The sequence below is a fragment of the Vibrio profundum genome (genome assembly GCF_050337555.1).
Classification (GTDB): domain Bacteria; phylum Pseudomonadota; class Gammaproteobacteria; order Enterobacterales; family Vibrionaceae; genus Vibrio; species Vibrio profundum.
Window position 1 is genome coordinate 143,500 of the sequence record NZ_JAKJTA010000008.1, and the last position, 25,534, is coordinate 169,033.

Consider the following 25,534-nt stretch of genomic DNA (forward strand, 5'->3'; position numbering starts at 1 on the left):
TATAAAGAAGTAAGACGAAAAAATCACCTTTTTTTAGTGAATTTTTTCAATTGGCCAACTAGCTTAAATTCGGCTATGACAAGTGCTCTTTCGCCAAATAATCACAGCTTTGCATTTCGGTTAAGCGCGACAAGCAGCGTCTAAACTCAAATTCCAATAAGCCGCGGCTATACAATTGCTCCATTGGCACATCTGCAGAGATAATCAAAGTTACATGTCGCTCATAAAACTCATCCACTAACGCAATAAAACGTCTCGCCGCATCATCGCTGTTCCCATCCATCTGCGCGACATTACTCAGCAGCACTGTATGATACAAACGAGATAGCTCAATATAATCGTTCTGACTACGAGCTGTTTGGCATAGTTGGGCGAAAGACGCATGCAAAATGCCATCACTCTCTTTAATGACTTCTAGCTGACGATGGTTAATTTCTATTTGGTTCTCAACGTGCTTATCTTCACCAGATAGCTGCTCGAAATAGCGTTCAAAATTTTCTTCTGCAGCATCATCGGCCGGAAAGTGGTAAATCTCAGCTTGAGTCAAAGTTCGTAGGCGATAGTCGACACCACTGTCTACATTCAAGACTGTGCAATTATTCTCGATAAGCTCAATGGCTGGTAGAAAACGGGCACGCTGTAAACCATTGCGATAAAGCTCGTTAGGCGGAATATTCGATGTCGCCACTAACACCACGCCACGTTTAAACAAAGCTTGGAACAGAGTCCCCAAGATCATCGCGTCTGTAATGTCGGATACAAAAAACTCATCAAAGCAGATGACTTCCGCTTCCTCTTTAAACTTGTCTGCTACAGATTCAAGCGGATCGGAGATGTCTCCCAATTGTTGCAATTCGTCGTGAACGCGCAACATAAAGCGGTGAAAGTGCATCCGCATTTTTTTTCTGGTCGGTAAAGACTCATAAAACGAGTCCATTAAATAGGTTTTCCCTCGTCCTACTCCTCCCCAAAAGTACAGACCTTTCGGTGGTTGTGGCGCGATAGTACCTTTTTTAAACCATTTACGCAGAGGCCGCTTTTTCTCAATCGGCGCATTAAGAAAATCAATCAGTTCAATGTATAACTTATCTAAAGCATCAACCGCTCGACGCTGAGCATCGTCTTCTTGAAAGCCAAGCTGCTCAATGTCGCTTTGATATTTTCGTTTCGGTGTCATGACCACACTGCTCGCTAACGATATATTTGAAATAGCAAATACACGAGAATCTGTTGGCCTTTCAGGATAAGCAGACCCTAACGGTATTTCGCTTTATTGCTGAGGGCGGACATAGTACCATGACAAAGGTACATGTCTAATACAGCGCCGTATTAGCGGGGTCATATCTGATCAAAAAAGGAATTATTATGCCTTGGATTTTCGCACTCGTCGGCCTAGTGGCCGGCATTATCATAGGTCTGGTTATTTCACGCCTCAAAACGCCAGATTACAAAAAGCATAAGGTGATGCAAAAGAACCTAGATGCCGCTAAATTTGAACTAGAACAAAAACGCCAAGAAGTCGCAGCCCACTTCTCAGAAACAGCGGAGCTACTCGATATTTTGGGTAAAGATTACACCCGTCTATATCAACACATGGAACTGACGTCCTCTGATCTCTTGTCTCACCTACCCGATCAAGACAACCCATTTTTTAAAAAAACCACCGAACACAAAACCAAGTCAACGACCACAAATAAAAAACGCAGCTCAGGCGATCAAGCTCCCAAAGATTATGCGAACGGTGCGACTGGTTTACTTACCGAGCCAGAGAAACCTTTTGTGCAATCTGCTGAAGTTGTGACACTACGTTGACATTTATTCCCCAATCTTATCGATTGGGGAACTTTGCCAACGATTGCCGCTCACAATAATCACAGCGCCTATTGAATTGATATTCGAAACAACCATCGCCCCATAGAGTTAACCAGTTCTACTGGGGAGTTAACTAGGTTTTTCACAACAAGGAACGATTCGATGAAAAAGCCTTTGCTCTCAGTTGCCATTCTTTCTATTAGTGCATTGCTCACCTCTCTGCCTGTCGCCGCAGCGCTACCAACTTCGGTTCAAGGCGAACCGTTACCGAGTTTAGCGCCGATGCTCGAGAAGGTAACACCTGCTGTCGTCAGCATCGCCGTCGAAGGCACCCAAATATCAAAACAACCAATCCCTGAACGATTTCGCTTCTTTTTTGGCCCTAACGCACAAGAACAAGCACGCCCATTTCGCGGCTTAGGATCAGGGGTCATCATCAACGCCAAGAAACGCTATGTGGTCACCAACTACCATGTAATTAATGGCGCGAAGAAAATACGCGTGAAACTGCATGATGGAAGAGAGTACGACGCGAAGCTTGTTGGCGGTGATGAAATGTCGGACATTGCTCTATTGCAATTAGATAACGCCAAAAACTTAACCCAAGTAAAAATAGCCGATTCCGATAAACTGCGGGTGGGCGATTTTGCTGTTGCCATCGGAAATCCATTTGGGCTAGGACAAACCGTCACCTCAGGTATTGTCTCTGCGCTAGGCCGCAGTGGGCTCAATATCGAAAACTTCGAGAACTTCATTCAAACCGACGCAGCAATCAATAGCGGTAATTCGGGGGGCGCATTGGTCAATCTGCGTGGTGAGCTAATTGGAATCAACACCGCGATTCTAGGCCCGAACGGTGGCAATGTGGGGATTGGCTTTGCTATTCCATCGAATATGATGAAAAACCTCACTGACCAAATCCTAGAGTACGGCACCGTAAAACGAGGCATGCTTGGCGTTCAAGGCGGAGAAATCACGTCTGAGCTAGCAGAAGCGTTAGGCTACGAATCCAGTACAGGTGCATTTGTCAGCCAAGTGATCCCAGATAGCGCCGCAGATAAAGCTGGTATTAAAGCGGGCGATATTATCATCGCAGTCAACAATAAGAGTATCAAAACCTTTGGCGAACTACGGGCCAAAGTCGCCACTTTAGGAGCAGGAAAAACCGTTAAGATTGAGGTCGTGCGCGATGGCAAGCACAAAACTTATTCGGTTAAATTAGGGGAACAAAGCAAACCCCATACTGCCGCCGATAAACTTCACCAAGGACTGACCGGGGCAAAACTCGCTGATACGACGGGCCACGATGGTATCGAAGGGGTGAAAGTTACTGCCGTTGAGGAAGGCTCTCCAGCAGAAGCTTATCAACTGCACAAAGGGGATATTATTGTCAGCATTAACCGCAAACGAGTGAAAAACTTAAAAGACCTACGAGCAGTGCTGAAAACTAAACCGAACGTTTTGGCGCTTAATGTTCAGCGAGGGCATCGCACTATCTATTTGATCGTGAAATAGCATACCGCGCCCAACATCTACATAAAAAGAGCCACGCTTTTTCAGCTGGCTCTTTTGTTATTCGTTCAACTAATGCTATTCTTTTGCTTTTGGTCGATAAAGCAAAGTGATAGGAAGGCATGCTAAAAACGTTACTCCGCTCAATGGGCCTTGGTTTGGTGGCCGCCCTCATTTTATTATTAGCGGTTCCTTCCCTACGCTCCAAAATCATCCCGCCAACGACTGAAGCAGAGCCTGCTACCGTTGCACAGTTGTCATTTAACGATGCCGTGAGACGCGCCGCACCGGCTGTGGTCAATATCTATAGTCGCCAATACACCAAAAACGATCGCACTAAGCTATCGACACAAGGGTTAGGTTCCGGCGTCATCGTTAGTGCAAAAGGCTATATCATTACCAACTATCACGTTATCGCCAATGCCGATCAAATCGTCGTGGCGTTGCAAGATGGTCGCGTCGCTGCCGCTCAGCTAGTGGGTAAAGATCGCCGCACAGATATCGCAGTATTACGCATACAAATGAATGACCTACCAGTCATCCCGTTAAACCCAAAATACAGCGCCAAAGTTGGCGATGTTGTATTAGCCATCGGTAACCCTTACAACTTAGGGCAGACCACCACATTTGGCATTATCTCAGCCGTTGGTCGGTCATCGATTAATGCGGGAAGTCGCCAAGACTTTATCCAAACGGATGCGGCAATCAATAAAGGTAACTCTGGCGGCGCACTGGTTAATACCCGTGGTGAGCTAGTGGGTATCAATACCGCCTCATTCCAACAAGAGTCAGGCGCAGAGGTCGAAACCTATGGCATTTCATTTGCGATTCCGTATCCATTAGCCAGTAAGATCATGCACAAAATCATCGCCGATGGGCGAGTGATCCGTGGCTACATTGGCATAGATGCACAAGACGTCAGCTCGCTTGCTTCAAAACTTGCAGGTACGGAGCACTTAGGCGGTATTATCGTCATGGGCATCACGCCAAGCAGCCCAGCGGCTAACGCTGGGTTCAAACCGCAAGACGTCATTGTAAGCATTGGTGGCCATAAAGTAACGGGACGGCAAAGTGTGATGGATATCGTCACTAACTTGCGCCCAGGTACAACAGTTAACGTTGGCTTAATACGCCACGGCAAGAAACTCATGCTACCGGTTGATGTGGCGGAAGACCCGAGAGATTAATTCTCGACCTTAACCACTCTCAACGATAAAACTCTTCACGATAAAAAAGTGACATAAAAAAACCTGCTCTCAGAGCAGGTTTTTTTCATTCTCAACGTCTATTTTTTAATCTCAACTTCCAATAGAAACTGAGCTTAAGCGGACAAGCTAAGTCAATTACTCCGGCTCATCCGTTATTGGTGAGTCAACGTCTACCCGTGTGACTTTTTGCAGCCCTCTCGGCAACAAGCCACCTCTGCGGCCTCGTTCACCCCTAAAGCTATCAAGATCTGAATCCTTCAAACCAAGTTTTCGTTTACCTGCGTATAAAGTCAACGTGCTTCCCTGAGCAAATGCGATCAGATGTGAGACAAACTCTTCTCGTTCTTTCGCTTTCGCCGCCGGAATATTAATGATCTTATTGCCCTTTCCTTTGCTTAGCTGAGGCAAATCACGCAATGGGAAGAGTAGCATTCGGCCAAGGTTTGTAATCGCCAATATCTCGTCTTGATCGAGATCTCCGACGGGGTGAGGCATCATTACTTGCGAGTTTTGTGGCAAGTTGACCAGAGCTTTACCGCTCTTATTCTTCGATAACAAATCCGTGCCTTTACACACAAACCCATAACCCGCATCAGAGCCAATTAGCCATAATTGGTCTTCCTCGCCCATCACCACCTGGCGCATATTGGTGCCAGCAGAAACATTCAGCCGCCCAGTAATCGGCTCACCTTGGCTACGTGCAGACGGCAAAGTATGTGATTCCAACGAATAACTTCGCCCGTCGCTACCTAGGAAAATAGCTTGCTGATTACTCTTACCTCGGGCGTGAGCTAGATAGCCATCACCCGATTTATAGTTCAAACTTGACGGATCAACTTCATGGCCTTTCGCGTGACGAATCCAGCCTTTTTCTGACAAGACCACCGTAATTAGTTCACTCGGTACTAAATCTCGTTCAGACAAAGCTTTGGCTTCAGCGCGTTCAACCAGTGGAGAACGACGATCATCACCATACTTTTCTGCATCGGCGGCAAGCTCTTTCTTCAAGAGAGTATTTAGGCGGCGCTCAGAGCCTAATATTTGCTCCAGTTTCTGCCGCTCTTTTTCCAGTTCATCTTGCTCACCGCGAATTTTCATCTCTTCCAATTTGGCTAATTGGCGTAACTTGATGTCGAGAATTGCATCCGCTTGAATACCAGTAATACCGAAGCGAGAGATCAACACGGCTTTCGGTTCATCTTCGCTGCGAATGATATCAATCACTTCATCAAGATTGAGATAGGCAATCAACAAACCTTCGAGAATGTGCAACCGAGCAAGCACTTTATCCAAACGGTACTGCAAGCGCTTTCTTACCGTTGAACGGCGAAACTCGATCCACTCAGACAGAATCTGTACCAATCCCTTCACTTGAGGGCGATTGTCGAGGCCGATCATGTTGAGGTTCACTCGGTAGTTTCTCTCAAGATCCGTCGAGGCAAACAAGTGATTCATCAACTGCTCGCAGTCAATACGATTCGAGCGTGGCACCACCACAATACGAGTCGGGTTTTCATGATCAGATTCATCGCGTAGATCGTCGACCATAGGCAATTTCTTAGCACGCATCTGAGCCGCGATTTGCTCAAGTAATTTCGCGCCAGACACCTGATGAGGCAAAGATGAAATCACGATTTCACTGCCTTCTTGGTGCCAAACCGCACGCATCTTAATACTGCCTTTACCGGTGCGATAAATTTTCTCAATATCGGCTTTAGGCGAAATGATTTCCGCTTCAGTCGGGTAATCTGGCCCTTTCACGTGCTCCATCACCTCTGTCAAACCTGCTTTTGGGTTATCAATCAGGTGCATGGTCGCGTCGGTGACTTCACGTACATTGTGTGGCGGGATATCGGTCGCCATCCCCACTGCAATACCAGTAATGCCATTGAGTAAGATATGCGGCAAACGAGATGGCAACATTTGTGGCTCTTTCATCGTGCCATCAAAGTTAGGTTGCCACTCGACCGTACCTTGGCCTAATTCGCCAAGCAACACCTCGGCAAACTTAGAGAGTTTGGCTTCGGTATAACGCATCGCTGCGAACGATTTCGGGTCATCTGGTGCGCCCCAGTTACCTTGTCCGTCAACCAAAGGGTAACGGTAAGAAAACGGCTGAGCCATTAGCACCATAGCTTCATAACACGCAGAATCACCGTGAGGGTGATATTTACCCAACACGTCACCGACCGTACGAGCGGACTTTTTATATTTTGCTGAGGCTGATAAACCCAGCTCAGACATCGCAAAGATAATCCTCCGCTGTACCGGTTTCAACCCGTCTCCGATATAGGGTAACGCGCGATCCATGATGACGTACATGGAGTAGTTTAAATAGGCGTCCTCGGTGAACTTGCGCAGAGGCATCTGCTCCACACCGTCAAAAGACATTTCCATCGACATATATTATACCTCGGCCAAATCGCCGTTACTTTGCAGCCAAGTGCGTCGATCATCGGCGCGTTTCTTACCCAACAGCATGTCCATCATTTCCATCGTCGCTTCATCATCATCAATCGTGAGCTGAACGAGGCGTCGCGTGTTAGGGTCCATCGTGGTTTCACGAAGTTGAAGTGGGTTCATCTCACCCAACCCTTTGAATCGTTGCACATTGATTTTGGCTTTTTTCTTACTGAGTCGTTCCAGCACGCCTTCTTTCTCTTCTTCATCGAGAGCGTAATACACTTCTTTACCACAATCGACTCGGAATAGAGGTGGCATGGCCACGTAGACATGTCCGGCTTCAACCAAAGCACGGAAATGGCGAGTAAACAATGCGCACAGTAAGGTGGCAATATGCAACCCATCGGAATCGGCATCGGCCAAGATACACACTTTGCCGTAACGAAGTGCGCTCAAGTCAGGGCTATCAGGGTCAATACCCAATGCAACAGAAATATCATGTACTTCTTGCGAAGCCAGCACCTGATCAGCAGAGACTTCCCACGTATTGAGGATTTTACCGCGCAATGGCATTACCGCCTGAAACTCACGATCTCTTGCTTGCTTGGCACTGCCTCCCGCCGAGTCCCCTTCCACTAAGAAAAGTTCCGTACGGCTAAGATCTTGCACTGAACAATCGGTCAATTTACCGGGTAACGCAGGGCCAGAGGCCACTTTCTTACGCACCACTTTTTTGCTGGCGCGCATACGTCGATGCGCATTGGCAATGCACACTTCAGCCAATTGCTCAGCTAATTGCGGCTTTTCGTTCAGCCATAAGCTAAAGGCATCTTTGACGACACCAGAGACAAACGCGGAGGTTTGACGAGAAGACAAACGCTCTTTAGTTTGCCCTGCAAATTGAGGGTCTTGCATCTTGACGGATAACACGTAAGAACAGCGATCGAATACATCCTCGCCCGTGAGCTTGACGCCACGTGGCAATAAATTACGAAATTCGCAAAATTCACGCATCGCATCCAACAAGCCTTGGCGTAAACCGTTAACGTGCGTGCCGCCTTGCGCGGTCGGGATCAAGTTAACATAGCTTTCGGTGATCATCTCACCGCCTTCTGGCTGCCAAATCAGAGCCCAGTTGGCCGCTTCCGTCTCCGCGACAAACTCGCCGGTAAACGGTTGCTCTGGCAATAAGGTATAACCCTTTACGCCTTCGGCTAAGTAGTCTTTGAGACCGTCTTCATAATACCAACGATGCTCATCACCATTCACTTTATCGCTAAAGGTGATTTCCAAGCCCGGACATAGCACGGCTTTGGCGCGTAGATTATTCAGCAGTCGTGTGACAGAGAAGTTGGGAAAATCGAAGTACTGCACATCAGGCCAAAAATGCACACTGGTGCCTTTATTGCGGCGGCCACAAGTACCAGTGACGGCAAGTTCCGAAACTTTATTACCGTGTTCAAATGCAATCTCATACACTTGTCCATCGCGACGAACGGTGACTTCAACCCGCTTGGATAATGCGTTTACAACCGAGATGCCAACACCGTGTAAACCACCAGAGAACTGGTAGTTTTTATTGGAGAATTTACCGCCTGCATGTAGGCGGCATAAAATCAGCTCCACGCCAGAAACTTTTTCTTCTGGGTGAATATCCACAGGCATACCGCGCCCGTTATCAATCACTTCTAACGACTGATCTGGATGGAGAATCACTTGAACCTTGGAGGCGTGTCCGGCCAACGCTTCATCGACACTGTTGTCGATCACTTCTTGCCCGAGGTGATTGGGGCGCGTTGTATCCGTATACATCCCAGGTCGGCGACGTACTGGCTCTAGGCCATTAAGAACTTCAATGGCTCCAGCATTATATTGTTCTGTCATAATACGGAATGCTTTTCTAGAAAATGTAGTTTATTTGCAGGTAAATACGCCTTGCTTGATTATGTATAGGTAACAATCGAGCAAAGCGTCGCTGAATTTGTTGCATTGAGGATTATCATCACAGATTTAAACTGCAATGTATAGCGCAGCCCGTGCGCTTGCTTTCTTCTTCACCGCCCAATAGGCGTCAATTCACAGCGCTAAGAAGTCGATGATCGACGGTGTGAAACGTTCAAAACCAACAAAGCTATGATCTCCGCCTTGTTCCACCGTTTGCTTCGCGCCCGCAAAGCGCGACACGGCTTGGCGATAATCGAGCACTTCATCATCGGTTTGTTGTAACAACCAAAAATCCCTTGGTCGCTCAATTTTTTTCACATCCAAAGCTTTAAGCTCTTCCACATGATGCGCTTCAAGTTGGTAGCGTTCGTTTGTATAAGGATTGCACTGCTCGCCAAGATAATCTAACAGCAGTTCATAGGGTTTCACGGCTGGGTTGACGACAACAGCTGGCAAACCGTAAGTGTGGTTAAGCCATACCGATAAATATCCCCCTAGCGAGCTTCCAATCAAACCAATTTGATAATCAGGCTGATGTTTTTCCACTAACTCTTTTAGCAAAGCAGCCGCTTCGGTAGGAAATGACGGCAGTTGTGGCACCAACACTTTGATGTCTGGCCTATGCTGCAAGCAGTGTTCGACCATCACGTTGGCTTTGTGTGAAAGTGGGGAGCTATTAAAACCATGGATATACAGCAGCAGAGGCTTTTTACCCTGAAGGAGGTTATTGGTCATGATATTTAGTATCCGGCTGCAGAAAAGTCAGGCTGAAATTGCCCTGCGGGTAAACGTTTTACTTGTGTTTCTATACTGCCGTCTGGCAACAATTCAATTTCTCGCCAACCCGGCGCTTTTGCATCGAGAGCGAACTCTTGGCTATCAGGTTTGAATTGCACACAAGTCGATGGTGTTGCTAACACTCGAACGCCTTGGTGCATCACATCCACTTCCTGATGAACATGACCACAAACAACCGTTTTTACATTGCTATGGCGCTGGATAACTTGCCAAAATTCATCGCGATTTTTAAGAATATGTTGATCTAACCAAGCACTTCCCACAGGCAAAGAATTGTGGTGTAACCAGACTAAAGTATGACGTTCAGGGTGCTGAGCGAGTTTTTCATCCAGCAGAGTCAATTGCACAGCAGAGAGCTTACCATGCGGCACTTTCGCCACTTGTGAGTCCAGCAAGATCATTTGCCACTTATCGCCAAGCAATACATGAGTCTCAGCCAGAATTTGTCCATCCTCTAACGCCGACTGCATGTTCGGTTGATAATCATGATTTCCTGGCAGCCAAAAGCAAGGCAGCTCTAAAGGTTCAATACCTTGGGAAAACTTTCGATATGAGGCTTCGCTGTGATCTTGTGAGATATCTCCCGATGAGACAAGAGCGTCAAACATTTCCCCTTGCTCAACAATCGTATCGACCACTGCCTGAAAGCTGTCTCCGGTATTGATACTGAGTAATGTGCCATCCTGAGCAGAAAAAAGGTGCGTATCCGTTATCTGTAATAATTTGACGTGACTTTGTTGCGCTGACCTTAACGGCAATTTCATAACTTAGAAACCTAAAATCTGATGATAAACGACTATACGATTGGTGCTTGGCTGATCCCATGCTTCAGGCAGAAGGTCAGCCATTCGCCAAGAAATCGGTTGAGCTGAGCTTTCTCATCTCTTTGCAGCATCTTTTCATTTGGGTAGTGGTAAATAGGCTGCACACGGTGAATGTGCTCGCTGCTGCAGACCTCAGCTACGCGAGCGTCGTGGTAAAGCCTGACAGACATTTTCGGTAATGGAAATACGGGAACGTCATCACTTTGACAAATATCGACAACAGTTGTGTACTTTGTGATTTCGGCCACTTGCAGCTGATAGTTCATCCCCGCAGCATGATAACGACACACGTGGCCGACACTCGCTTTTGCAGGCAGCAAAGCGTTGAGCTTAGCGTAATTGGTTTCATAAATACGCATTAGCTCGGAAAGGTCGACGTGGTAATTTTTCTTTATTTCTACTGCCATTGTTCCTGAAGTATTTTGTAGTTCATCTCTAACCATTGTAGCGCAATGATTGACGCGCCATTTTCTATCCTACCATCTTGGATGGCCTGATAGGCTTGCATTCGGCTCATAACATGGACTTTAATGTCTTCGCCTTCATAGGCTAAGCCATGCACACCTTGTGCCTTGCTCGCATCCACTTGCCCAACAAATACGTCTAGTTTTTCCGAGCAGCCGCCCGATGACGGATAGAATGAGCTTATCTTTTTTAGCTGCCCAACTTCAATCCCTGCTTCTTCTACCGTTTCGCGTCTCGCGACTTGTTCAGAAGATTCATCAGTATCTATCACACCCGCGACAATTTCTAATTGCCAAGGGCGGCTATCTTGCAAAGCACCCACTCGGATTTGTTCGATGATCACCACTTGATCAGTGGCAGGGTCGTAAGGGAGCAAAGCAACGGCGTTACCGCGCACAAACAATTCTCTGTCTATCACTTCGCTCCAACCGCCATTAAACAAGGTATGGCGAAATTGATACTTCACCATTTTAAAAAAGCCTTGATAAAGCGTCTGCTGCGAAATAATTTCAATATCCTTCGTGCAATCCTTCATAGTTGCCCTGCCCTTGTTTGCAATTGTGCGACTAAAATTGGGTTTGTGTCGCGAATAGCGCTTTTTCCCAGATCCCAGTCGTCCTAACTCTTGTTACCTCGCTATAGTGTACTGATATCGCCGCATGACAACAAAGGGCAACACTCAACTTTTGTTATAAATATTGTAAAGTTAGTTAAAGGTGAACGGTTATGGGTTGCCATCAACGACATTTATTTGTAAAAATGGCCAAAAATGCGGATAAATTAACAACAATTTCAGTTACACTCTCAGGTAACTGCAGCCCCCTACTAAATAGGCAGGAATAGGACCAATGAAGAAACTGCTTCCACTACTTATCAGTGCAGCAATTGGCACGCTCAGCACTCACGCTTGGGCCGATAATCTAAATGAAATCTACAGCTTAGCAAAGACAAATGACCCAACTGTGTTGAATGCAGCGGCTACCCGTGATTCAACTGTTGAAGCCGTCAACTCTTCGCGCAGTGACCTTCTTCCGACTATAGATCTCTCAAATAATTTGAAGGCAACTCGCGGAGATGCGGCAGGTAGTGATACTGACTTCAATAGTTGGACTTCCAGTTTAACTTTGAAACAAAAAATCTATGACCGCTCCAGTTGGGTTAGCTTGTCGATAGCTGAAAAAAACGCTCGTAAAGCCGATGCTACTTATGCAGCAGCGCAGCAAGACCTGATGATACGTACCGCTACTGCGTACTTTGATGTATTGAAAGCCAAAGACAACTTAGCGTTCGTCCAAGCAGAGAAAGCCTCAGTAGGCCGCCAACTTGAACAAACCAAGCAGCGCTTTGATGTCGGTTTATCTGCGATTACCGATGTACAAAATGCCCAAGCCGACTACGATAGCGTACTCGCTGACGAAGTCACCGCGCAAAATAACTTAGTTAACAGTTACGAAGGCTTGCGTGAAATCACTGGCCAAGAGCCATCACATCTTGCAGTGCTCGATACTAAACGTTTCTCTGCCAGCAAACCGAGTATGACTATTACTCAATTACTGGATGAAGCGAAAAACAAAAACCTAGATCTATTAGCAGCACGTATTAGCCAGGATATCGCTAGAGACAACATCTCAAGCGCGAATTCAGGGTATTTGCCTACACTATCTTTGGACTCTGGATATACCAAAGGAGAACAATTTGATAGTGATGCACCAGCTACTAACAGCACAACAGGCCAATTTACAGCAGGTCTAACACTTGATGTGCCGATCTACTCTGGCGGTTCCACCAATTCAGCTTCCAAACAAGCTGAGTACGACTACGTTGCCGCTAGCCAAAGCCTTGAGTCAACTTACCGCACCATGGTGAAAAACGTGCGCGCTTACTACAACAACATCAATGCCTCGATTGGCTCGATTAACGCTTATAAACAAGCGGTTGTATCAGCAAAATCGTCCCTTGAAGCAACAGAAGCTGGCTTTGAAGTGGGTACACGTACCATTGTTGATGTATTGAACGCAACTCGTAGCTTGTACCAAGCGAATGAGAACTTGTCTGACGCTCGTTACACTTACATCCTCAATGTACTGCAACTGCGTGAAGCAGTCGGTAACTTGAGTGAAGCAGACATTCGCGATATCAACGCAGGTCTAGAGTCTGCTAGCAAAGCAGCCGCGCAAAAAGCCGCAGCTGACAAGCACAGCAAAAAACCTCATCACCACACATTGGCAAAAACTTCCGCTAAATAAACATTAGCAACATTGCTTTTAGCCAACGAAAAAGCGCTCGTCATTGACGAGCGCTTTTTTATAGGTTCGGCCTAAACGAAAGATTAGCCCTTGCCACCTTTGATGGCATTAATAATTTCGCTGGTTGAGCAGCCGTCTTCAAAGTTCAATACTTTAACGTCTCCACCTGCTGCAATCACTTCTTTACCACCCGCAATCTCTTCTGGCTTGTAATCACCGCCTTTCACTAACAGATCAGGCAATACGTCGCCAATCAAACGCTGTGGCGTTTCTTCGGCAAATGGCACCACCCAATCTACTGCGCCAAGACCTGACAATACTGCCATGCGGCGATCCGTCGGGTTAACCGGACGGCCCGGACCTTTCAGTATTTTTACTGATTCATCAGTATTGACGGCGACAATCAAACGATCGCCAAGCTCAGCAGCGTGATTTAAATAAGAAACGTGGCCTGCGTGCAAGATATCGAAACAACCATTGGTCATCACCACCTTCTCACCTTTCGCCTGTGCACGTTTTACCGCCGCGATTAAGTCAGTTTCACCGATAACACCAAAGTCACTGTCTTGGCTGCCGTGCACAGCTTCTGCAAGTTCAATCGTAGAAACAGTTGAAGTCCCCACTTTACCGACAACAACGCCTGCGCCTGCATTCGCTAATGCGCAAGCTTCATCTAAAGGCTTACCCGCCGCAACCGAAGCCGCCAGCACAGAGATCACAGTGTCACCCGCGCCCGTCACGTCATACACTTCTTTGGCTTGCGTTGGCAAGTGTAATGGCTCTTGGCCACGGCGCAGCAAGGTCATACCGTGCTCACTGCGAGTCACGAGCAAGGCTTCAAAATCGAACTCTTCAATCAGTGCGCGACCTTTTTCTACCAGCTCTTCCACTGATTTTACTGGGCCAACTACATCTTCAAATTCAGCCATGTTTGGCGTAAGTAAAGTCGCACCACGGTATCGGTCGAAATCGCTTCCTTTCGGGTCGATAAACACTGGCACATTGGCCTGACGCGCTTTTTCAATCAAACGGCGTACATGCTCTAACGCCCCTTTGGCGTAATCCGATAACACAACAGACTTTACCTTAGGTAAAGCCTGCTCCATGCGAGACAACACCAACTCCGCATCGGTATCTTCAAATTTATCTTCAAAGTCGAGGCGAATTAGCTGCTGACCACGGCTCAATATTCTCAATTTGGTGATGGTTGGGTAGTTCGGCAAAGACACAAAATCACAGGTCACTTTTAATGAAGTGAGAATTTCGTTGAGCTTTTTCGCTGGTTCATCAATGCCAGTAAAACCAATAAGATGAGCATGGCCACCCAGTGAGGCGATATTCATAGCAACGTTAGCAGCGCCGCCAGGGCGTTCTTCGTTGCTCTCTACTTTAACCACAGGCACTGGCGCTTCAGGTGAGATACGCCCTGTTGGGCCATGCCAGTATCTGTCGAGCATAATGTCACCGACGATCAGCACTCCAGAGTCGCTGTAATCAGGTAGGATTGGTTTCATTGTCGTTCTCCAACTTTTCTCGTTGCGCAAAGTGTACCAGAATACTCACGCTACACAATTGCAGCCGCTTAGCCAAGCCAAGCATGCCACGCTTGCTGAACGCTTTTCCGCTCGGCGGTATATTTATCCATAGCGACATCAGCATCAAGATTGAGCAAGTTTCTGCGGTGAATTTGATCTCGCATGCGAGTGTAAGCTTGAATGATTGTGTCGGCCTCTTCCGCCGACAGAACGCCTTGCTGCACCATACTTTCAAAAATCCGCACGTTATCCGACCATCGAGTCAATTTTTGATGCTGATGACTAAATCTCAACACCAAGTATTGCGCTAAAAACTCGATATCAGTAATGCCGCCGCTGTCTTGCTTGAGCTGAAAACGCCCTTCCTTGCGAGATGCCAGATGTTGGTACATTTTCTCCCTCATCTCGGTGACTTGCCGTTTCAGCTCATCGCCGTCTCGCGCTTGGGTTAAAATATCATGCCGCGTTTTGTTAAAAGATAGTGTTAACTCATCGTCACCATGCACGACCCGGGCACGTATTAATGCTTGGTGCTCCCAAGTCCACGCGTCGTCGCGCTGATAATCATCGAATGCTTCGGCCGAGCTCACTAGTAATCCAGCGCTGCCCGACGGCCTCAGCCGAGTATCAACTTCATACAAGGTGCCTGACGGAGTGCGCGCGGAAAAAATATGCACGATACGCTGAGCGAGGCGCAAATAAAATTGCTTACCGTCAATTTGTTTACGACCATCCGTGTCGACATTCGCAGGGCAGTCGTGCATAAACACCAAATCAAGATCCGAGTTGTAACCCAACTCCCAACCGCCGACTTTGCCATAGCCCACCACCGCAAACCCTTTCCCAGACCGCGCAGATAAATGACTGGGTTCACCATACTTCTCGGTCAGCTGCGCCCATGCTTGCTGCACGACTTCACCAATTATAGCTTCTGCTAAATAGGTTAAGTGATCACTCACTTTCATGATGGGTAGTGCACCAGCAATATCTCCTGCTGCAATACGCAACATGCATATTTGCTTAAATTGCCTCAGCGCTTCCATTTGCTGTTCCATATCATCGGCTGGAATGCGGGCAAGATAATCACTCAACTCTGACTTATAACTGGTCACTTGCATCGGATTGGAAAGATGCTGCGGGTCTATCAACTCATCAAGTAAAATGGGGTAGCGACCCAATTGCTGGGAAATCATTGGGCTGGCCGTACAAAGGTGCACTAGCTGCGCCAATGCTGCAGGGTGTCTATCAAGCAGCTCTAAATAAGTGGTGCGAGTAACAATTTTATTCAACAAATGCAGAACTCTCGATAAGCCAAACTGAGCGTCGGGCTGATCGAAGACAGCGGAAAACAACTTTGGCATTAGCTGATTAAGCACTTCTCGACCACGAGGGCCCAGTGTTTTTTTCGCCAGATCCTGATTGAACTCGGCGATGGTTTTCGTCAATGATTCCGGTTCGCTAACGCCAATATCCTCGGTTAAGATTTGCTGCACCATGACGGGGTTGTCCGACAAGTTCCACAATTCATGAAACTGTTCATTCGCGCTAGTTTGCTGCTCGTCTTCTTCCCCTATCAACAACTCAAAAATCTGATGCACGCTCAGCATATGCTGCGACACTTGTTGTATTAACGTGGGCCAATCTCGATAACCCATAGCAGTCGCCAATTTGACTTGCTCGTCATGGGTTTCGGGCAACGTTTGTGTTTGTTTGTCATCTAATGCTTGCAGCAAGTTTTCTAATCGGCGTAAGAAGACATACGCTTGGGCAAGTGTCTTTGTCTCCGTGCTGTCTAATAAAGCCAGCGACTCTATCGACAGTAAGGTTTCCAATAACCCCCTCAAGCGTAAACTTGGCTCTCGACCGCCGCGTATTAGCTGAAACACCTGAGCAATAAATTCGATTTCGCGAATTCCACCCGCCCCCAACTTGATATTGTGCTGCCAACCACAACGGCGGACTTCACTACGAATCATCGACTTCATCCGTCGCAGTGATTCAATGGCACTAAAATCAATATAACGACGAAAGACAAATGGCCGCAGCAGCTGGCGCAACTCTTGGTATTGAGGATACATTTCACGCCCCATCACACGAGCTTTGATCATGGCGTACCTTTCCCAATCACGCCCTTGCTCTTGGTAATAATCCTCTAACGCTGAGTAACTCATTACTAAGGGACCACTTTCACCAAATGGCCGTAGGCGCATGTCTACTCGATAGCAAAAACCATCCACCGTTGGCTGGGCAAGAGCTTTGATTATCCTCTGGCCCAAGCGAGTAAAGAATTGCGCGTTATCAATCGACGTGCGCGCACCTTGAGTTGAACCATTTTCTGGGTAAGTGAAAATCAAATCGATATCAGAAGAAAAGTTCAGCTCACCACCACCGAGTTTTCCCATACCAATGATCAACATAGGCTGAGGGACGTTGTCTTGATTGCACGGCGTTCCCCAACTTTGGCAGCAAAGCTGATATTGCCACTGATAGGTTTCTACAATGAGGGCTTCTGCTAATTCAGACAAATGCTGCATACTTTGTTCAGGAGACCAAGTTTGGCAAAAATCCCGCCAAGCAATATAGACCATTTCCCGATTACGGAAACGGCGAAGTAACTGATAACCCTGTTGTTCGTCGGTAACCAGTTGCAAGCTTTCCTTCAGCCGCTCTCGGTAGTTTTCAACCCGAGACCCTTCTGTAAGCATCTGCGGTAACAGCTCTAGGAGCTCAGAGTCGCGCAATAAGGTTTGCTGGACAAAATGACTTAGTGTTGCAACATAACCCAGCTGCTCACGTAATTTTTCCGGCCAATCGACTAGCGCCTGCGGGGAATGTTCGGTGAGTTGATTTCTCACGGCTTCAGAAGTAGGGAGTAAATCTGGCGGCAACTGCATAGTCTTTCCTTATCAAACGCAAACGTGGAGCCTAACGGGCTCCCCAGAGTAAGAATTTTATCCATCATTGGCAAGAACAGAGGTAGCCGTTACACCAAGAACGCGGCAAAGATCATCGCCATAAAAAACGCCCACTAAAAAGTGGGCGCTAGCACAGAAGTTGACGAGCTTAATTACACTTGGAAAGACGTAATTTTACCGTCCAACTCTTGGGCATTTGACTGCATGATGTGAGACGTATCGAGCAGTTCGCCGACCACCACCACCGAGGCTTCTACCAAGCCACGCACGTTCGTGAGGTTTTGGTTCATTTCCTCGGCAACACTACTTTGCTGGCCAGCTGCCGTTGCGATTTGGAAATTCATATCGTTAATTTGGTTCACTTGTTCAACAATACCATCAAGCTCGCTGCCGGCGTTCGTTACCAAGCTCACCCCTTCAGCCGCTTCTTCGACACTCTTTTCCATCAAAGAGACGGCGGATTTTGCGCTATTTTGTAGCAGGCTAATCATCTCTTGAATCTCAACGGTTGCTTGCTGAGTGCGCTGCGCCAAGTTCCTTACCTCATCGGCAACAACAGCAAAGCCACGCCCCGCTTCACCTGCACGCGCCGCTTCAATCGCTGCATTCAATGCAAGTAGGTTAGTTTGCTCAGAAATACCTTGGATGGTGCCAACCACGCTACCGATCGATTCAACACTTTGCTCTACTTGATTAACCGCCTGAGCCGAAGATGAAATGTCATCCGACAGCTCACTAATTTTAGCGACGGTACCTTGCACAAACTGTTGCCCAGTCTGCGCTTGCTGAGACGCATTTTCAGTCAGTGATGAGGCATTTTGCGCATGACCTGCTACCGTCTGAACCGTTGAACTCATTTCGCTCATTGCCGTCGCGAGCATATCTATTTCACTAAACTCTTCTTGAGCGGATTGCTTAGTCTCCGACATGCTGATGGTCATGCTTTCCGTTAATGTCGACAGCTCGTTAGAAGAACTCACCTGAGTTCTGATTACATCTTGAAGGTGCAAACGGGTTTTCTCTAATTCGCGTGAAATATAACCGTATTCATCACGGCACTCCATTTGGATCGGCATAGAAAGATCTTTCGCCGCCATTCTCTTAATCGCTTCACTCAAATATTGGATTTGCTTGAGCATGATGCGCGCGGCTGCTAACAAAATCACAGCGAAAACGGCAATCAATATCACGGTCTGCCAAGCGGCATGAACCAAGTATGCTTCATAGTGTTTCTGTGCAACCTCTGCATTTTTTGTGGCGCCGAAGAGGGCGTGGTAAAAGGTGCTAGCGTCCCACAATTGCTTGGCTATGATAAGTACGGTACTAAATATCATTAAGATTATCATTTTGGACACAAGCCGAACGTCCGTTACCACTCGCTCCCATGGTTTAAAGACCATAGCTGTCATTGTTATTCTCCACTTTAATCGCTCTATCGTTAGCAGGATTTGCACTGCAATGCCCAACAAATAAGGTCAAACTTGCTGGTATTTACACAGCACTATAAATACAAACTGAGTTCCGTTTATTGATCTGGTTCCGGTAGAAAACACTCCGATTAGTCGCACAATGCAAACCAGCCAACCTCGTCTATAGGTGTATCGACGCACAGAGATAAAGCTAAACATCTAATTATCACAATCGACGCAATATGTTGAGCTAACTCGCATTTCATAAATTAAAGTGGGAGAAGAAGGTCAAGGGACGGGGAGGAAAATGAGGAGGACCGTAGGCCAAGAATTGAAAACGGGAGCAAAGGCTCCCGTTAAAACATGTTACTCCTGCCAATAAGGCCGAGCTTCTAGGCAAATGTTTCTGGTTTGCTCCATCGCATGCAAGATAGAAGCTTCTTGGCGAGCCAACCATTTACTCAACTGACTGGCGTCTTCCTCTTCTAGTTGAGCAACGAGTCGTTCCAGCGGATCTAGTGCCAGCAAATCTTCAATACCTTGCAATAAATCGCCCCAAGGCAATCGATATTGATTACGCTCCTCAAGATCATACAGATCCGCAAATGAGATCCCCGTATAAAGGTTACGATTAAGCAAGCGCTGCTGCTCTATATAGTCCACCTTCGATAACGATAATTCCGGAGCAAACTTTTCTGATAACTCATTCCAAGCTCGATCAAGCTGAACAACAGAAAAGTCACGTACCGGTTTTGCAATCGCTGCACTCGATGCTTCATCAAGAAAGGGTCGCCAGCCCCGCATCAGAACCCAACGACTCAAGTCGAGCAACAAACGGGTATATCGAGCAGAGGTTAACAACGTCAACATATCCTCTTGGCTTGGTAAAGCACAAGATTGAGATTTCAGTTCTGAAAGCAAATATTTACGGGCATCCAGTTTGCGGAGCGCATGGCCTTTTTCCGCTGATAAATCATCAATACAAGCTCGCTTGCCCAACCATTCAAGCTCTTGCTGCAACCACTTCAGTTCTTGGCGCAATACTGCACTGGCTTTACGTGGTACCACGCTTGCAAATGTGACCAATAGCTGACGAATAAAAATCACACCATGGCGTAATTGCATCAAAGCGTCAGCTGGCTGAACTTCGGTATACAACTGCTCATGATATTGCCAATGCTTCAATCCATGTTCTATCGACTTAATAAAGCAGGTTTCTATGTTGTCACTATCTAGCGTTTGGACCAATGGCAGCTCTTTCGCTTCACCGCTCGACATCCCTAACGCCAAACGATAGCCTTGGGCCGCTTTACTTACGTTACCTAAGCGCGCGCCTCCCGCTTCACACAATACCCTCGCGAGCGAAAATAACGCATCCGTTTGCCCAGAACGCAGCTCCAACTCCACTTCGCAAATTGGGGTGTCCTTTTCCCCTGCTATCACACAACCTTGATCAAACGCCAGTTCGATTTGGCTGCCATCATCCATGCCGATGAGCCACTGCTCACGGACGAAATTAGTGGAGAACAAAGGAGCTAGCAAGGCTTGAAGCTTAGGCAGTGCTTGCCCCGGCGGCCAAATATCTTCAGGGTGAAGGCTAAGATCTGGCACATTGTTCGTATGTTCAGCGTTGTATTCTGGGCGCTGATGCAAACCTGCGACCACTCGGCCAGAAGTTTTCGTCGTTTGCACAAACACATCGTCAAAGCGGCGGATACGTAAACCAATATCATGTTGTCGCAACCAATGATCTGGCGTGTCGAAATAGGTATTCTCTAGGGTTTTTCGACTGTGCTGAAGGACCTTTTGCCCAGTAATGATTTGCTGTAAATGTGTAGAAAAATCAGGGGATACAAAAAACTTCAGTTCTATCTCAGTTTCCATAGTGATACCTTTCAAAGCAGATAGTCACAGGATATTGCCAATTTTCTTACGGAGCAAGAAAGAAATATCTCACATAAGATGCTCTAAAACTGTTTTAAAGTGGAATTTTATGGGTTAACATGCGCGCCTTTATAGCCATCGCTCAACATTTCGCCATAACATGGTGTATGTTTTTTTAAGGTTATATTTATTAGGTTGAATGACCATGCCAGTGAATACCATTATGGGGTTATTTGCAAAGTCCCCTATAAAGCCTTTGCAACGCCACATCGTTTGTGTAAACGAATGTGCTTCACATCTAGTCAACTTTTTTGAAGTAAGTTCAAAAGGTGACTGGGAAAAAGCCGGAGAAATCCGCGCTCAAATCTCTCATCTTGAGAAAGAAGCTGATGTACTAAAGCGTGAAATTCGCTTGAAGCTACCTCGCGGGCTATTTATGCCTGTTGATCGTAGTGACATGTTAGAGCTTCTCACTCAACAAGATAAACTTGCTAATCTAGCAAAAGATATTGCTGGCCGTGTTTATGGCCGTCAATTGGTGATTCCAGCACCTCTTCAAGAGAACTTCATTGCTTATGTAAAGCGTTGCCTCGATGCGGCAAAGCAAGCACAAAAAGTAATCAACGAGCTTGACGAGTTACTGGAAACTGGATTTAAAGGCCGCGAGGTTACACTTGTTGCCGAGATGATCCACCAGCTTGATATGATCGAAGACGATACCGACGCTATGCAGATCCAACTCCGCCAACAGTTGATGGAGATCGAATCTGACTATAGTCCGGTTGATGTCATGTTCTTATACAAAATCTTAGAATGGGTCGGCGGTATAGCGGATCAGGCGGAGCGCGTTGGTGCACGTCTGGAAGTTATGCTCTCTCGTTCTTAACACCAACACGGTACACTATTCCGCATCTCAATAATTTCTAGGGCGCTTACTCAAAACAAGTCGTCCTGATCTGATGCGCCTCAGTGTTACTGAATTCGTTACTAAATAACTAGGTATTACGATGGATATCCTTGCGCATTACGGCACGGTCCTGATTTCGACAGCAGCAATTTTTGGCTTTTTAATGGCCATTGGTATTGGTGCAAATGATGTAGCTAACGCTATGGGCACTTCTGTAGGCTCAAAAGCACTAACCGTAAAACAAGCAATCTTTATTGCGATGATCTTTGAATTTGCTGGTGCTTACTTGGCTGGTGGTTCTGTAACTGACACAATTCGCAAAGGGGTGATTGAACCATCTCTATTTGCCCACCAACCAGAAATTTTGGTGTACGGCATGATGGCCGCGCTGCTTGCCGCAGGTACTTGGCTATTGCTTGCTTCTTATATGGGTTGGCCTGTATCCACGACTCACTCAATCATTGGTGCAATCATTGGCTTCGCTTGTGTCTCTGTTGGCCCTGAAGCGGTGAACTGGGATTCAATGAAAAGTATCGTCGGCAGCTGGATCGTAACCCCAATCATCGCCGGATTCTTCGCGTATTTAATTTTTGTCAGTGCTCAGCGGCTAATATTCGATACCGAAAAACCCTTGATGAATGCGAAACGCTTTGTTCCTGTATACATGTTCATCACCACTATGGTTATTGCCTTAGTAACGATCAAGAAAGGATTGACCCACGTCGGCCTTAACTTGAGCAACGGTGAAGCATGGGCATGTTCAACGCTTGTGTCAGCGCTTGTCATGATTGGTGGCTATATTTACATCGGCAAAAAATTTGCCAACCGTGAAGAAGATCATAACTTCGCAGGTGTAGAAAGCATATTCAGCGTACTCATGGTTATCACCGCTTGTGCAATGGCATTTGCTCATGGCTCCAACGACGTAGCCAACGCGATTGGCCCACTAGCCGCCGTCGTTTCAACCGTCTCTCAATTAGGTGCTGTTGCTGGTAAGAGTGCTATCGCTTGGTGGATTCTTCCTCTTGGCGGGGTGGGTATTGTTGTCGGCCTTGCGACAATGGGCCATAAGGTTATGGCGACCGTGGGTACTGGTATTACCGAGTTGACTCCAAGCCGTGGCTTCGCCGCTCAGCTTGCAACAGCAACAACGGTTGTCATCGCTTCAGGCACTGGCTTACCGATTTCAACGACTCAAACTCTAGTGGGCGCCGTATTAGGTGTGGGTTTTGCTCGTGGTATCGCTGCTCTAAACCTAGGTGTCGTACGTAACATCGTCGCTTCTTGGATCATCACCCTGCCAGCAGGTGCACTACTGTCAGTGATCTTCTTCTACGCCATTCGAGCGACATTTTCTTAAGTCAAACTAATGTAAACACATTGTCATTATTGACTTAAACGAACAGAAAGGGAGGTTTTACCTCCCTTCTTTGTTGCACAAGCCTCAGAAACTACTTACTATTTCCTCACCACCTAATACCTATACCATCAAACTATTTAGGTATCATGCCGCTCAAGTAGTATTTTCTAGCGATGTAACGCAGAAAGTTGCCTAACTTGAATGTAAAATTTAAAGAAAAGTTGAAGGATTTGCCGTGAACAAGCTGATTTGCGTGTTTTTAGTCTCTATGCTAACCGCCCCTCTGGCACTGGCCCAAGACAGATATATCGCAGACAAATTATTTACTTACATGCACTCGGGCCCAAGTAACCAATACCGAATTATCGGTAGTGTCGATGCGGGTGAAAAGGTCAAACTACTCAAGGCTGACAAGGACACTGGCTATACTGAAGTCGTTGACCAGCGAGGGCGCACTGGATGGGTTGAAAGCCGCTTTATCACTAATCAAGAAAGCATCGCTGATCGCCTGCCTAAGCTCGCGAAGGAACTCAAAGATGTTAAAGCGAAGCTGGCTAATGCTGAGTCTAATGCAGATAGCGAGAAAGCTGGATTGGCCGAGTCACTCGACGCTCGCAACCAACAGATATCAGATTTAGAGCAAAAGTACAGTAACATCAGTGACAAGCTGACTAAATCTCAAGCTGAAATTCGCCAACTTCGCGCCCGTATAGACACCCAAAAAGACGACCTCTTGCAGAAGTGGTTTATGTATGGAGGAGGCGTAGCCGGTGGTGGACTCATCTTTGGCTTATTATTGCCGCACCTTATTCCACGTCGCAAAAAAAAGCATGCTGAGTGGGCATAACTCGCCACGACTAAATGCACAATATATCTAAGTAAATAAATGGCCACAAAACAGTGGCCATTTCTCGTTTTAATGAGCTTTAGCATACACTGATAAAAGTGGTACTGGGCTCGTTGTTTTCTCTTTCATTGCCAAGTTTTAGGAAGATCCCATGCAGATTTATTTAGTCGGCGGAGCAGTTCGAGATCAATTGCTCGAGATTGAGGTCACAGACCAAGATTGGCTGGTTGTCGGCTCCACCCCTGAAGACATGCTGATGCAAGGCTATCAAGCCGTGGGCAAAGACTTCCCTGTATTCTTACACCCTAAAACCAAGCAAGAGCATGCACTTGCTCGCACTGAGAGAAAAAGCGGCCACGGCTATACTGGGTTTGAGTGCTACTTCGCGCCAGATGTCACCCTAGAGCAAGATTTAATGCGCCGAGATCTCACGATTAACGCCATGGCACAAGACAGCAGCGGCCATCTAATTGATCCCTATGGCGGACAAGCTGATCTGGATAAACGTATTCTGCGCCACGTCTCCGAAGCATTCACGGAAGACCCACTAAGAGTACTGAGAGTGGCACGTTTTGCGGCTAAGTTGCATCACTTAGGCTTTACCGTTGCCCCAGAAACTATGGCGCTGATGAAGCGAATTTCCAATGCTGGCGAGCTAGCACACTTAACCGCTGAACGAGTATGGCAGGAGTGGCATAAATCACTACAAACCCATAGCCCACATATGTTCCTATCAGTGCTACACGAATGTGGCGCTCTTAACTGTATTTTGCCCGAACTAGATTGCTTATTTGGCATTCCGCAGCCAGAAAAGTGGCACCCTGAAATCGATACCGGTCTACACGTGTTGATGGTAGCAGAGCAAGCTGCTGCTCTGTCCAATTCGCCCCTCGTTCGCTTTGCAGCCCAACTGCATGACCTTGGTAAAGGGGTAACCCCAAAAGAAGAGTGGCCAAGCCACAAACTGCATGAGCACCGCGGCCTATCAATTATTGAGCAAGTGTGTGACCGCCTGCGAGTACCGAAAGATTATCGCCAGCTGGCGTTACTCGTTTGCGAGCAACATACCAACGTCCACCGTGCCAATGAACTGCGAGAAGCGACCGTGTTAAAGGTGCTAAATAAAGTGGATGCTTGGCGAAAGCCTGAACGTCTAGAGCAGGTTTTACTATGCTGCCAAGCTGATCACGCTGGCCGAAAAGGGCTAGAAGAGATGCCGTACCCTCAGCGCCATCGATTTGAGCAAGCCTATCAAGTGGCATTAAACGTAGACGTGCAATCCATCATTCGCGATGGCTTCACAGGTTCCGATATAAAACCACAGTTAGAAAAGCGCCGCTTAGATGCTATTCGCTTAGCAGAGAAAACGTAGGCGGACGTTTCATTCCAGAAAACGGTTTCTTCCCTCAGAGTGAGACCGAACGAGGGAAAGCGTTGACCCGACAAACCTTGGCAACGATATACA

At 47.0% G+C, this 25,534-nt stretch carries 18 protein-coding genes and 1 pseudogene; 8 read left to right on the plus strand and 11 right to left on the minus strand.

Annotated features, from left to right (window positions below):
• Window positions 1-73: 73 nt before the first annotated feature.
• The gene (gene zapE / locus L4C34_RS09390) at window positions 74-1,177 is read right to left on the minus strand and encodes a cell division protein ZapE (protein ID WP_428789088.1); all 1,104 of its coding nucleotides are present in this window, start codon (window positions 1,175-1,177) and stop codon (window positions 74-76) included.
• 188 nt (window positions 1,178-1,365) lie between these two features.
• On the opposite strand from zapE, the gene zapG reads away from it, so the two are divergent.
• From zapG to degS, 3 genes are all read left to right on the plus strand, one after another.
• Window positions 1,366-1,812: a Z-ring associated protein ZapG gene (zapG, locus tag L4C34_RS09395; protein WP_428789089.1), complete on the plus strand. Its 447-nt coding sequence runs from the start codon at window positions 1,366-1,368 to the stop codon at window positions 1,810-1,812.
• A gap of 162 nt (window positions 1,813-1,974) precedes the next feature.
• A complete protein-coding gene (locus L4C34_RS09400; RefSeq protein ID WP_428789090.1) occupies window positions 1,975-3,327 on the plus strand; it encodes a DegQ family serine endoprotease in 1,353 nt (450 codons plus the stop codon).
• Window positions 3,328-3,446: 119 nt separating this feature from the next.
• Window positions 3,447-4,511, plus strand: coding sequence for an outer membrane-stress sensor serine endopeptidase DegS (gene degS / locus L4C34_RS09405; protein WP_428789091.1), 1,065 nt, complete (start codon window positions 3,447-3,449; stop codon window positions 4,509-4,511).
• A 156-nt stretch (window positions 4,512-4,667) separates the two neighbouring features.
• Here degS and parC read toward each other — a convergent pair whose 3' ends face one another.
• From parC to nudF, 6 genes are all read right to left on the minus strand, one after another.
• Window positions 4,668-6,935 carry a DNA topoisomerase IV subunit A gene (gene parC, locus L4C34_RS09410; protein WP_428789092.1) on the minus strand — a complete coding sequence of 756 codons (2,268 nt, stop codon included), beginning with the start codon at window positions 6,933-6,935 and terminating at the stop codon, window positions 4,668-4,670.
• A gap of 3 nt (window positions 6,936-6,938) precedes the next feature.
• A complete protein-coding gene (gene parE, locus L4C34_RS09415; RefSeq protein ID WP_428789093.1) occupies window positions 6,939-8,819 on the minus strand; it encodes a DNA topoisomerase IV subunit B in 1,881 nt (626 codons plus the stop codon).
• Window positions 8,820-9,011: 192 nt separating this feature from the next.
• Window positions 9,012-9,614: an esterase YqiA gene (gene yqiA / locus L4C34_RS09420; RefSeq protein ID WP_428789094.1), complete on the minus strand. Its 603-nt coding sequence runs from the start codon at window positions 9,612-9,614 to the stop codon at window positions 9,012-9,014.
• Between the two features lie 5 nt (window positions 9,615-9,619).
• On the minus strand, window positions 9,620-10,441 hold the full coding sequence (gene cpdA, locus L4C34_RS09425) for a 3',5'-cyclic-AMP phosphodiesterase (RefSeq protein ID WP_428789095.1): 822 nt from the start codon (window positions 10,439-10,441) through the stop codon (window positions 9,620-9,622).
• A 32-nt stretch (window positions 10,442-10,473) separates the two neighbouring features.
• Entirely contained in the window at window positions 10,474-10,908 is a 435-nt protein-coding gene (locus tag L4C34_RS09430) for a DUF1249 family protein (protein WP_428789096.1), read from the minus strand.
• The gene (gene nudF, locus L4C34_RS09435) at window positions 10,899-11,501 is read right to left on the minus strand and encodes an ADP-ribose diphosphatase (protein ID WP_428789097.1); all 603 of its coding nucleotides are present in this window, start codon (window positions 11,499-11,501) and stop codon (window positions 10,899-10,901) included. Before nudF ends, L4C34_RS09430 begins: the two co-directional genes overlap by 10 nt.
• A gap of 313 nt (window positions 11,502-11,814) precedes the next feature.
• Between nudF and tolC the strand changes: the two are divergent.
• Window positions 11,815-13,131, plus strand: a pseudogene (gene tolC / locus L4C34_RS09440) (outer membrane channel protein TolC); the annotation flags it as partial.
• Window positions 13,132-13,295: 164 nt separating this feature from the next.
• On the opposite strand, the gene hldE reads toward tolC, so the two are convergent.
• From hldE to L4C34_RS09460, 4 genes are all read right to left on the minus strand, one after another.
• On the minus strand, window positions 13,296-14,726 hold the full coding sequence (gene hldE / locus L4C34_RS09445; RefSeq protein ID WP_428789098.1) for a bifunctional D-glycero-beta-D-manno-heptose-7-phosphate kinase/D-glycero-beta-D-manno-heptose 1-phosphate adenylyltransferase HldE: 1,431 nt from the start codon (window positions 14,724-14,726) through the stop codon (window positions 13,296-13,298).
• Window positions 14,727-14,794: 68 nt separating this feature from the next.
• The gene (glnE, locus tag L4C34_RS09450) at window positions 14,795-17,641 is read right to left on the minus strand and encodes a bifunctional [glutamate--ammonia ligase]-adenylyl-L-tyrosine phosphorylase/[glutamate--ammonia-ligase] adenylyltransferase (RefSeq protein ID WP_428789099.1); all 2,847 of its coding nucleotides are present in this window, start codon (window positions 17,639-17,641) and stop codon (window positions 14,795-14,797) included.
• Window positions 17,642-17,814: 173 nt separating this feature from the next.
• The gene (locus L4C34_RS09455; RefSeq protein ID WP_428789100.1) at window positions 17,815-19,071 is read right to left on the minus strand and encodes a methyl-accepting chemotaxis protein; all 1,257 of its coding nucleotides are present in this window, start codon (window positions 19,069-19,071) and stop codon (window positions 17,815-17,817) included.
• A gap of 366 nt (window positions 19,072-19,437) precedes the next feature.
• A complete protein-coding gene (locus L4C34_RS09460) occupies window positions 19,438-20,955 on the minus strand; it encodes a CYTH and CHAD domain-containing protein (protein WP_428789101.1) in 1,518 nt (505 codons plus the stop codon).
• A gap of 205 nt (window positions 20,956-21,160) precedes the next feature.
• Between L4C34_RS09460 and L4C34_RS09465 the strand changes: the two genes are divergently transcribed.
• The 4 genes from L4C34_RS09465 to L4C34_RS09480 all read left to right on the plus strand — a co-directional run bounded on the left by L4C34_RS09465 (window position 21,161) and on the right by L4C34_RS09480 (window position 25,441).
• Entirely contained in the window at window positions 21,161-21,841 is a 681-nt protein-coding gene (locus L4C34_RS09465) for a TIGR00153 family protein (RefSeq protein ID WP_428789102.1), read from the plus strand.
• A gap of 121 nt (window positions 21,842-21,962) precedes the next feature.
• Entirely contained in the window at window positions 21,963-23,222 is a 1,260-nt protein-coding gene (locus tag L4C34_RS09470) for an inorganic phosphate transporter (RefSeq protein ID WP_428789103.1), read from the plus strand.
• 235 nt (window positions 23,223-23,457) lie between these two features.
• Window positions 23,458-24,069: a TIGR04211 family SH3 domain-containing protein gene (locus tag L4C34_RS09475; RefSeq protein WP_428789104.1), complete on the plus strand. Its 612-nt coding sequence runs from the start codon at window positions 23,458-23,460 to the stop codon at window positions 24,067-24,069.
• A gap of 151 nt (window positions 24,070-24,220) precedes the next feature.
• Window positions 24,221-25,441 carry a multifunctional CCA addition/repair protein gene (locus tag L4C34_RS09480; protein WP_428789105.1) on the plus strand — a complete coding sequence of 407 codons (1,221 nt, stop codon included), beginning with the start codon at window positions 24,221-24,223 and terminating at the stop codon, window positions 25,439-25,441.
• Window positions 25,442-25,534: the final 93 nt, after the last annotated feature.

Coding starts and splice junctions, on each gene's coding strand:
- zapE (WP_428789088.1), bottom strand. CDS start 1,177: ATGACACCGAAACGAAAATATCAAAGCGACATTGAGCAGCTTGGCTTT.
- zapG (WP_428789089.1), top strand. CDS start 1,366: ATGCCTTGGATTTTCGCACTCGTCGGCCTAGTGGCCGGCATTATCATA.
- L4C34_RS09400 (WP_428789090.1), top strand. CDS start 1,975: ATGAAAAAGCCTTTGCTCTCAGTTGCCATTCTTTCTATTAGTGCATTG.
- degS (WP_428789091.1), top strand. CDS start 3,447: ATGCTAAAAACGTTACTCCGCTCAATGGGCCTTGGTTTGGTGGCCGCC.
- parC (WP_428789092.1), bottom strand. CDS start 6,935: ATGTCGATGGAAATGTCTTTTGACGGTGTGGAGCAGATGCCTCTGCGC.
- parE (WP_428789093.1), bottom strand. CDS start 8,819: ATGACAGAACAATATAATGCTGGAGCCATTGAAGTTCTTAATGGCCTA.
- yqiA (WP_428789094.1), bottom strand. CDS start 9,614: ATGACCAATAACCTCCTTCAGGGTAAAAAGCCTCTGCTGCTGTATATC.
- cpdA (WP_428789095.1), bottom strand. CDS start 10,441: ATGAAATTGCCGTTAAGGTCAGCGCAACAAAGTCACGTCAAATTATTA.
- L4C34_RS09430 (WP_428789096.1), bottom strand. CDS start 10,908: ATGGCAGTAGAAATAAAGAAAAATTACCACGTCGACCTTTCCGAGCTA.
- nudF (WP_428789097.1), bottom strand. CDS start 11,501: ATGAAGGATTGCACGAAGGATATTGAAATTATTTCGCAGCAGACGCTT.
- hldE (WP_428789098.1), bottom strand. CDS start 14,726: ATGAAACCAATCCTACCTGATTACAGCGACTCTGGAGTGCTGATCGTC.
- glnE (WP_428789099.1), bottom strand. CDS start 17,641: ATGCAGTTGCCGCCAGATTTACTCCCTACTTCTGAAGCCGTGAGAAAT.
- L4C34_RS09455 (WP_428789100.1), bottom strand. CDS start 19,071: ATGACAGCTATGGTCTTTAAACCATGGGAGCGAGTGGTAACGGACGTT.
- L4C34_RS09460 (WP_428789101.1), bottom strand. CDS start 20,955: ATGGAAACTGAGATAGAACTGAAGTTTTTTGTATCCCCTGATTTTTCT.
- L4C34_RS09465 (WP_428789102.1), top strand. CDS start 21,161: ATGCCAGTGAATACCATTATGGGGTTATTTGCAAAGTCCCCTATAAAG.
- L4C34_RS09470 (WP_428789103.1), top strand. CDS start 21,963: ATGGATATCCTTGCGCATTACGGCACGGTCCTGATTTCGACAGCAGCA.
- L4C34_RS09480 (WP_428789105.1), top strand. CDS start 24,221: ATGCAGATTTATTTAGTCGGCGGAGCAGTTCGAGATCAATTGCTCGAG.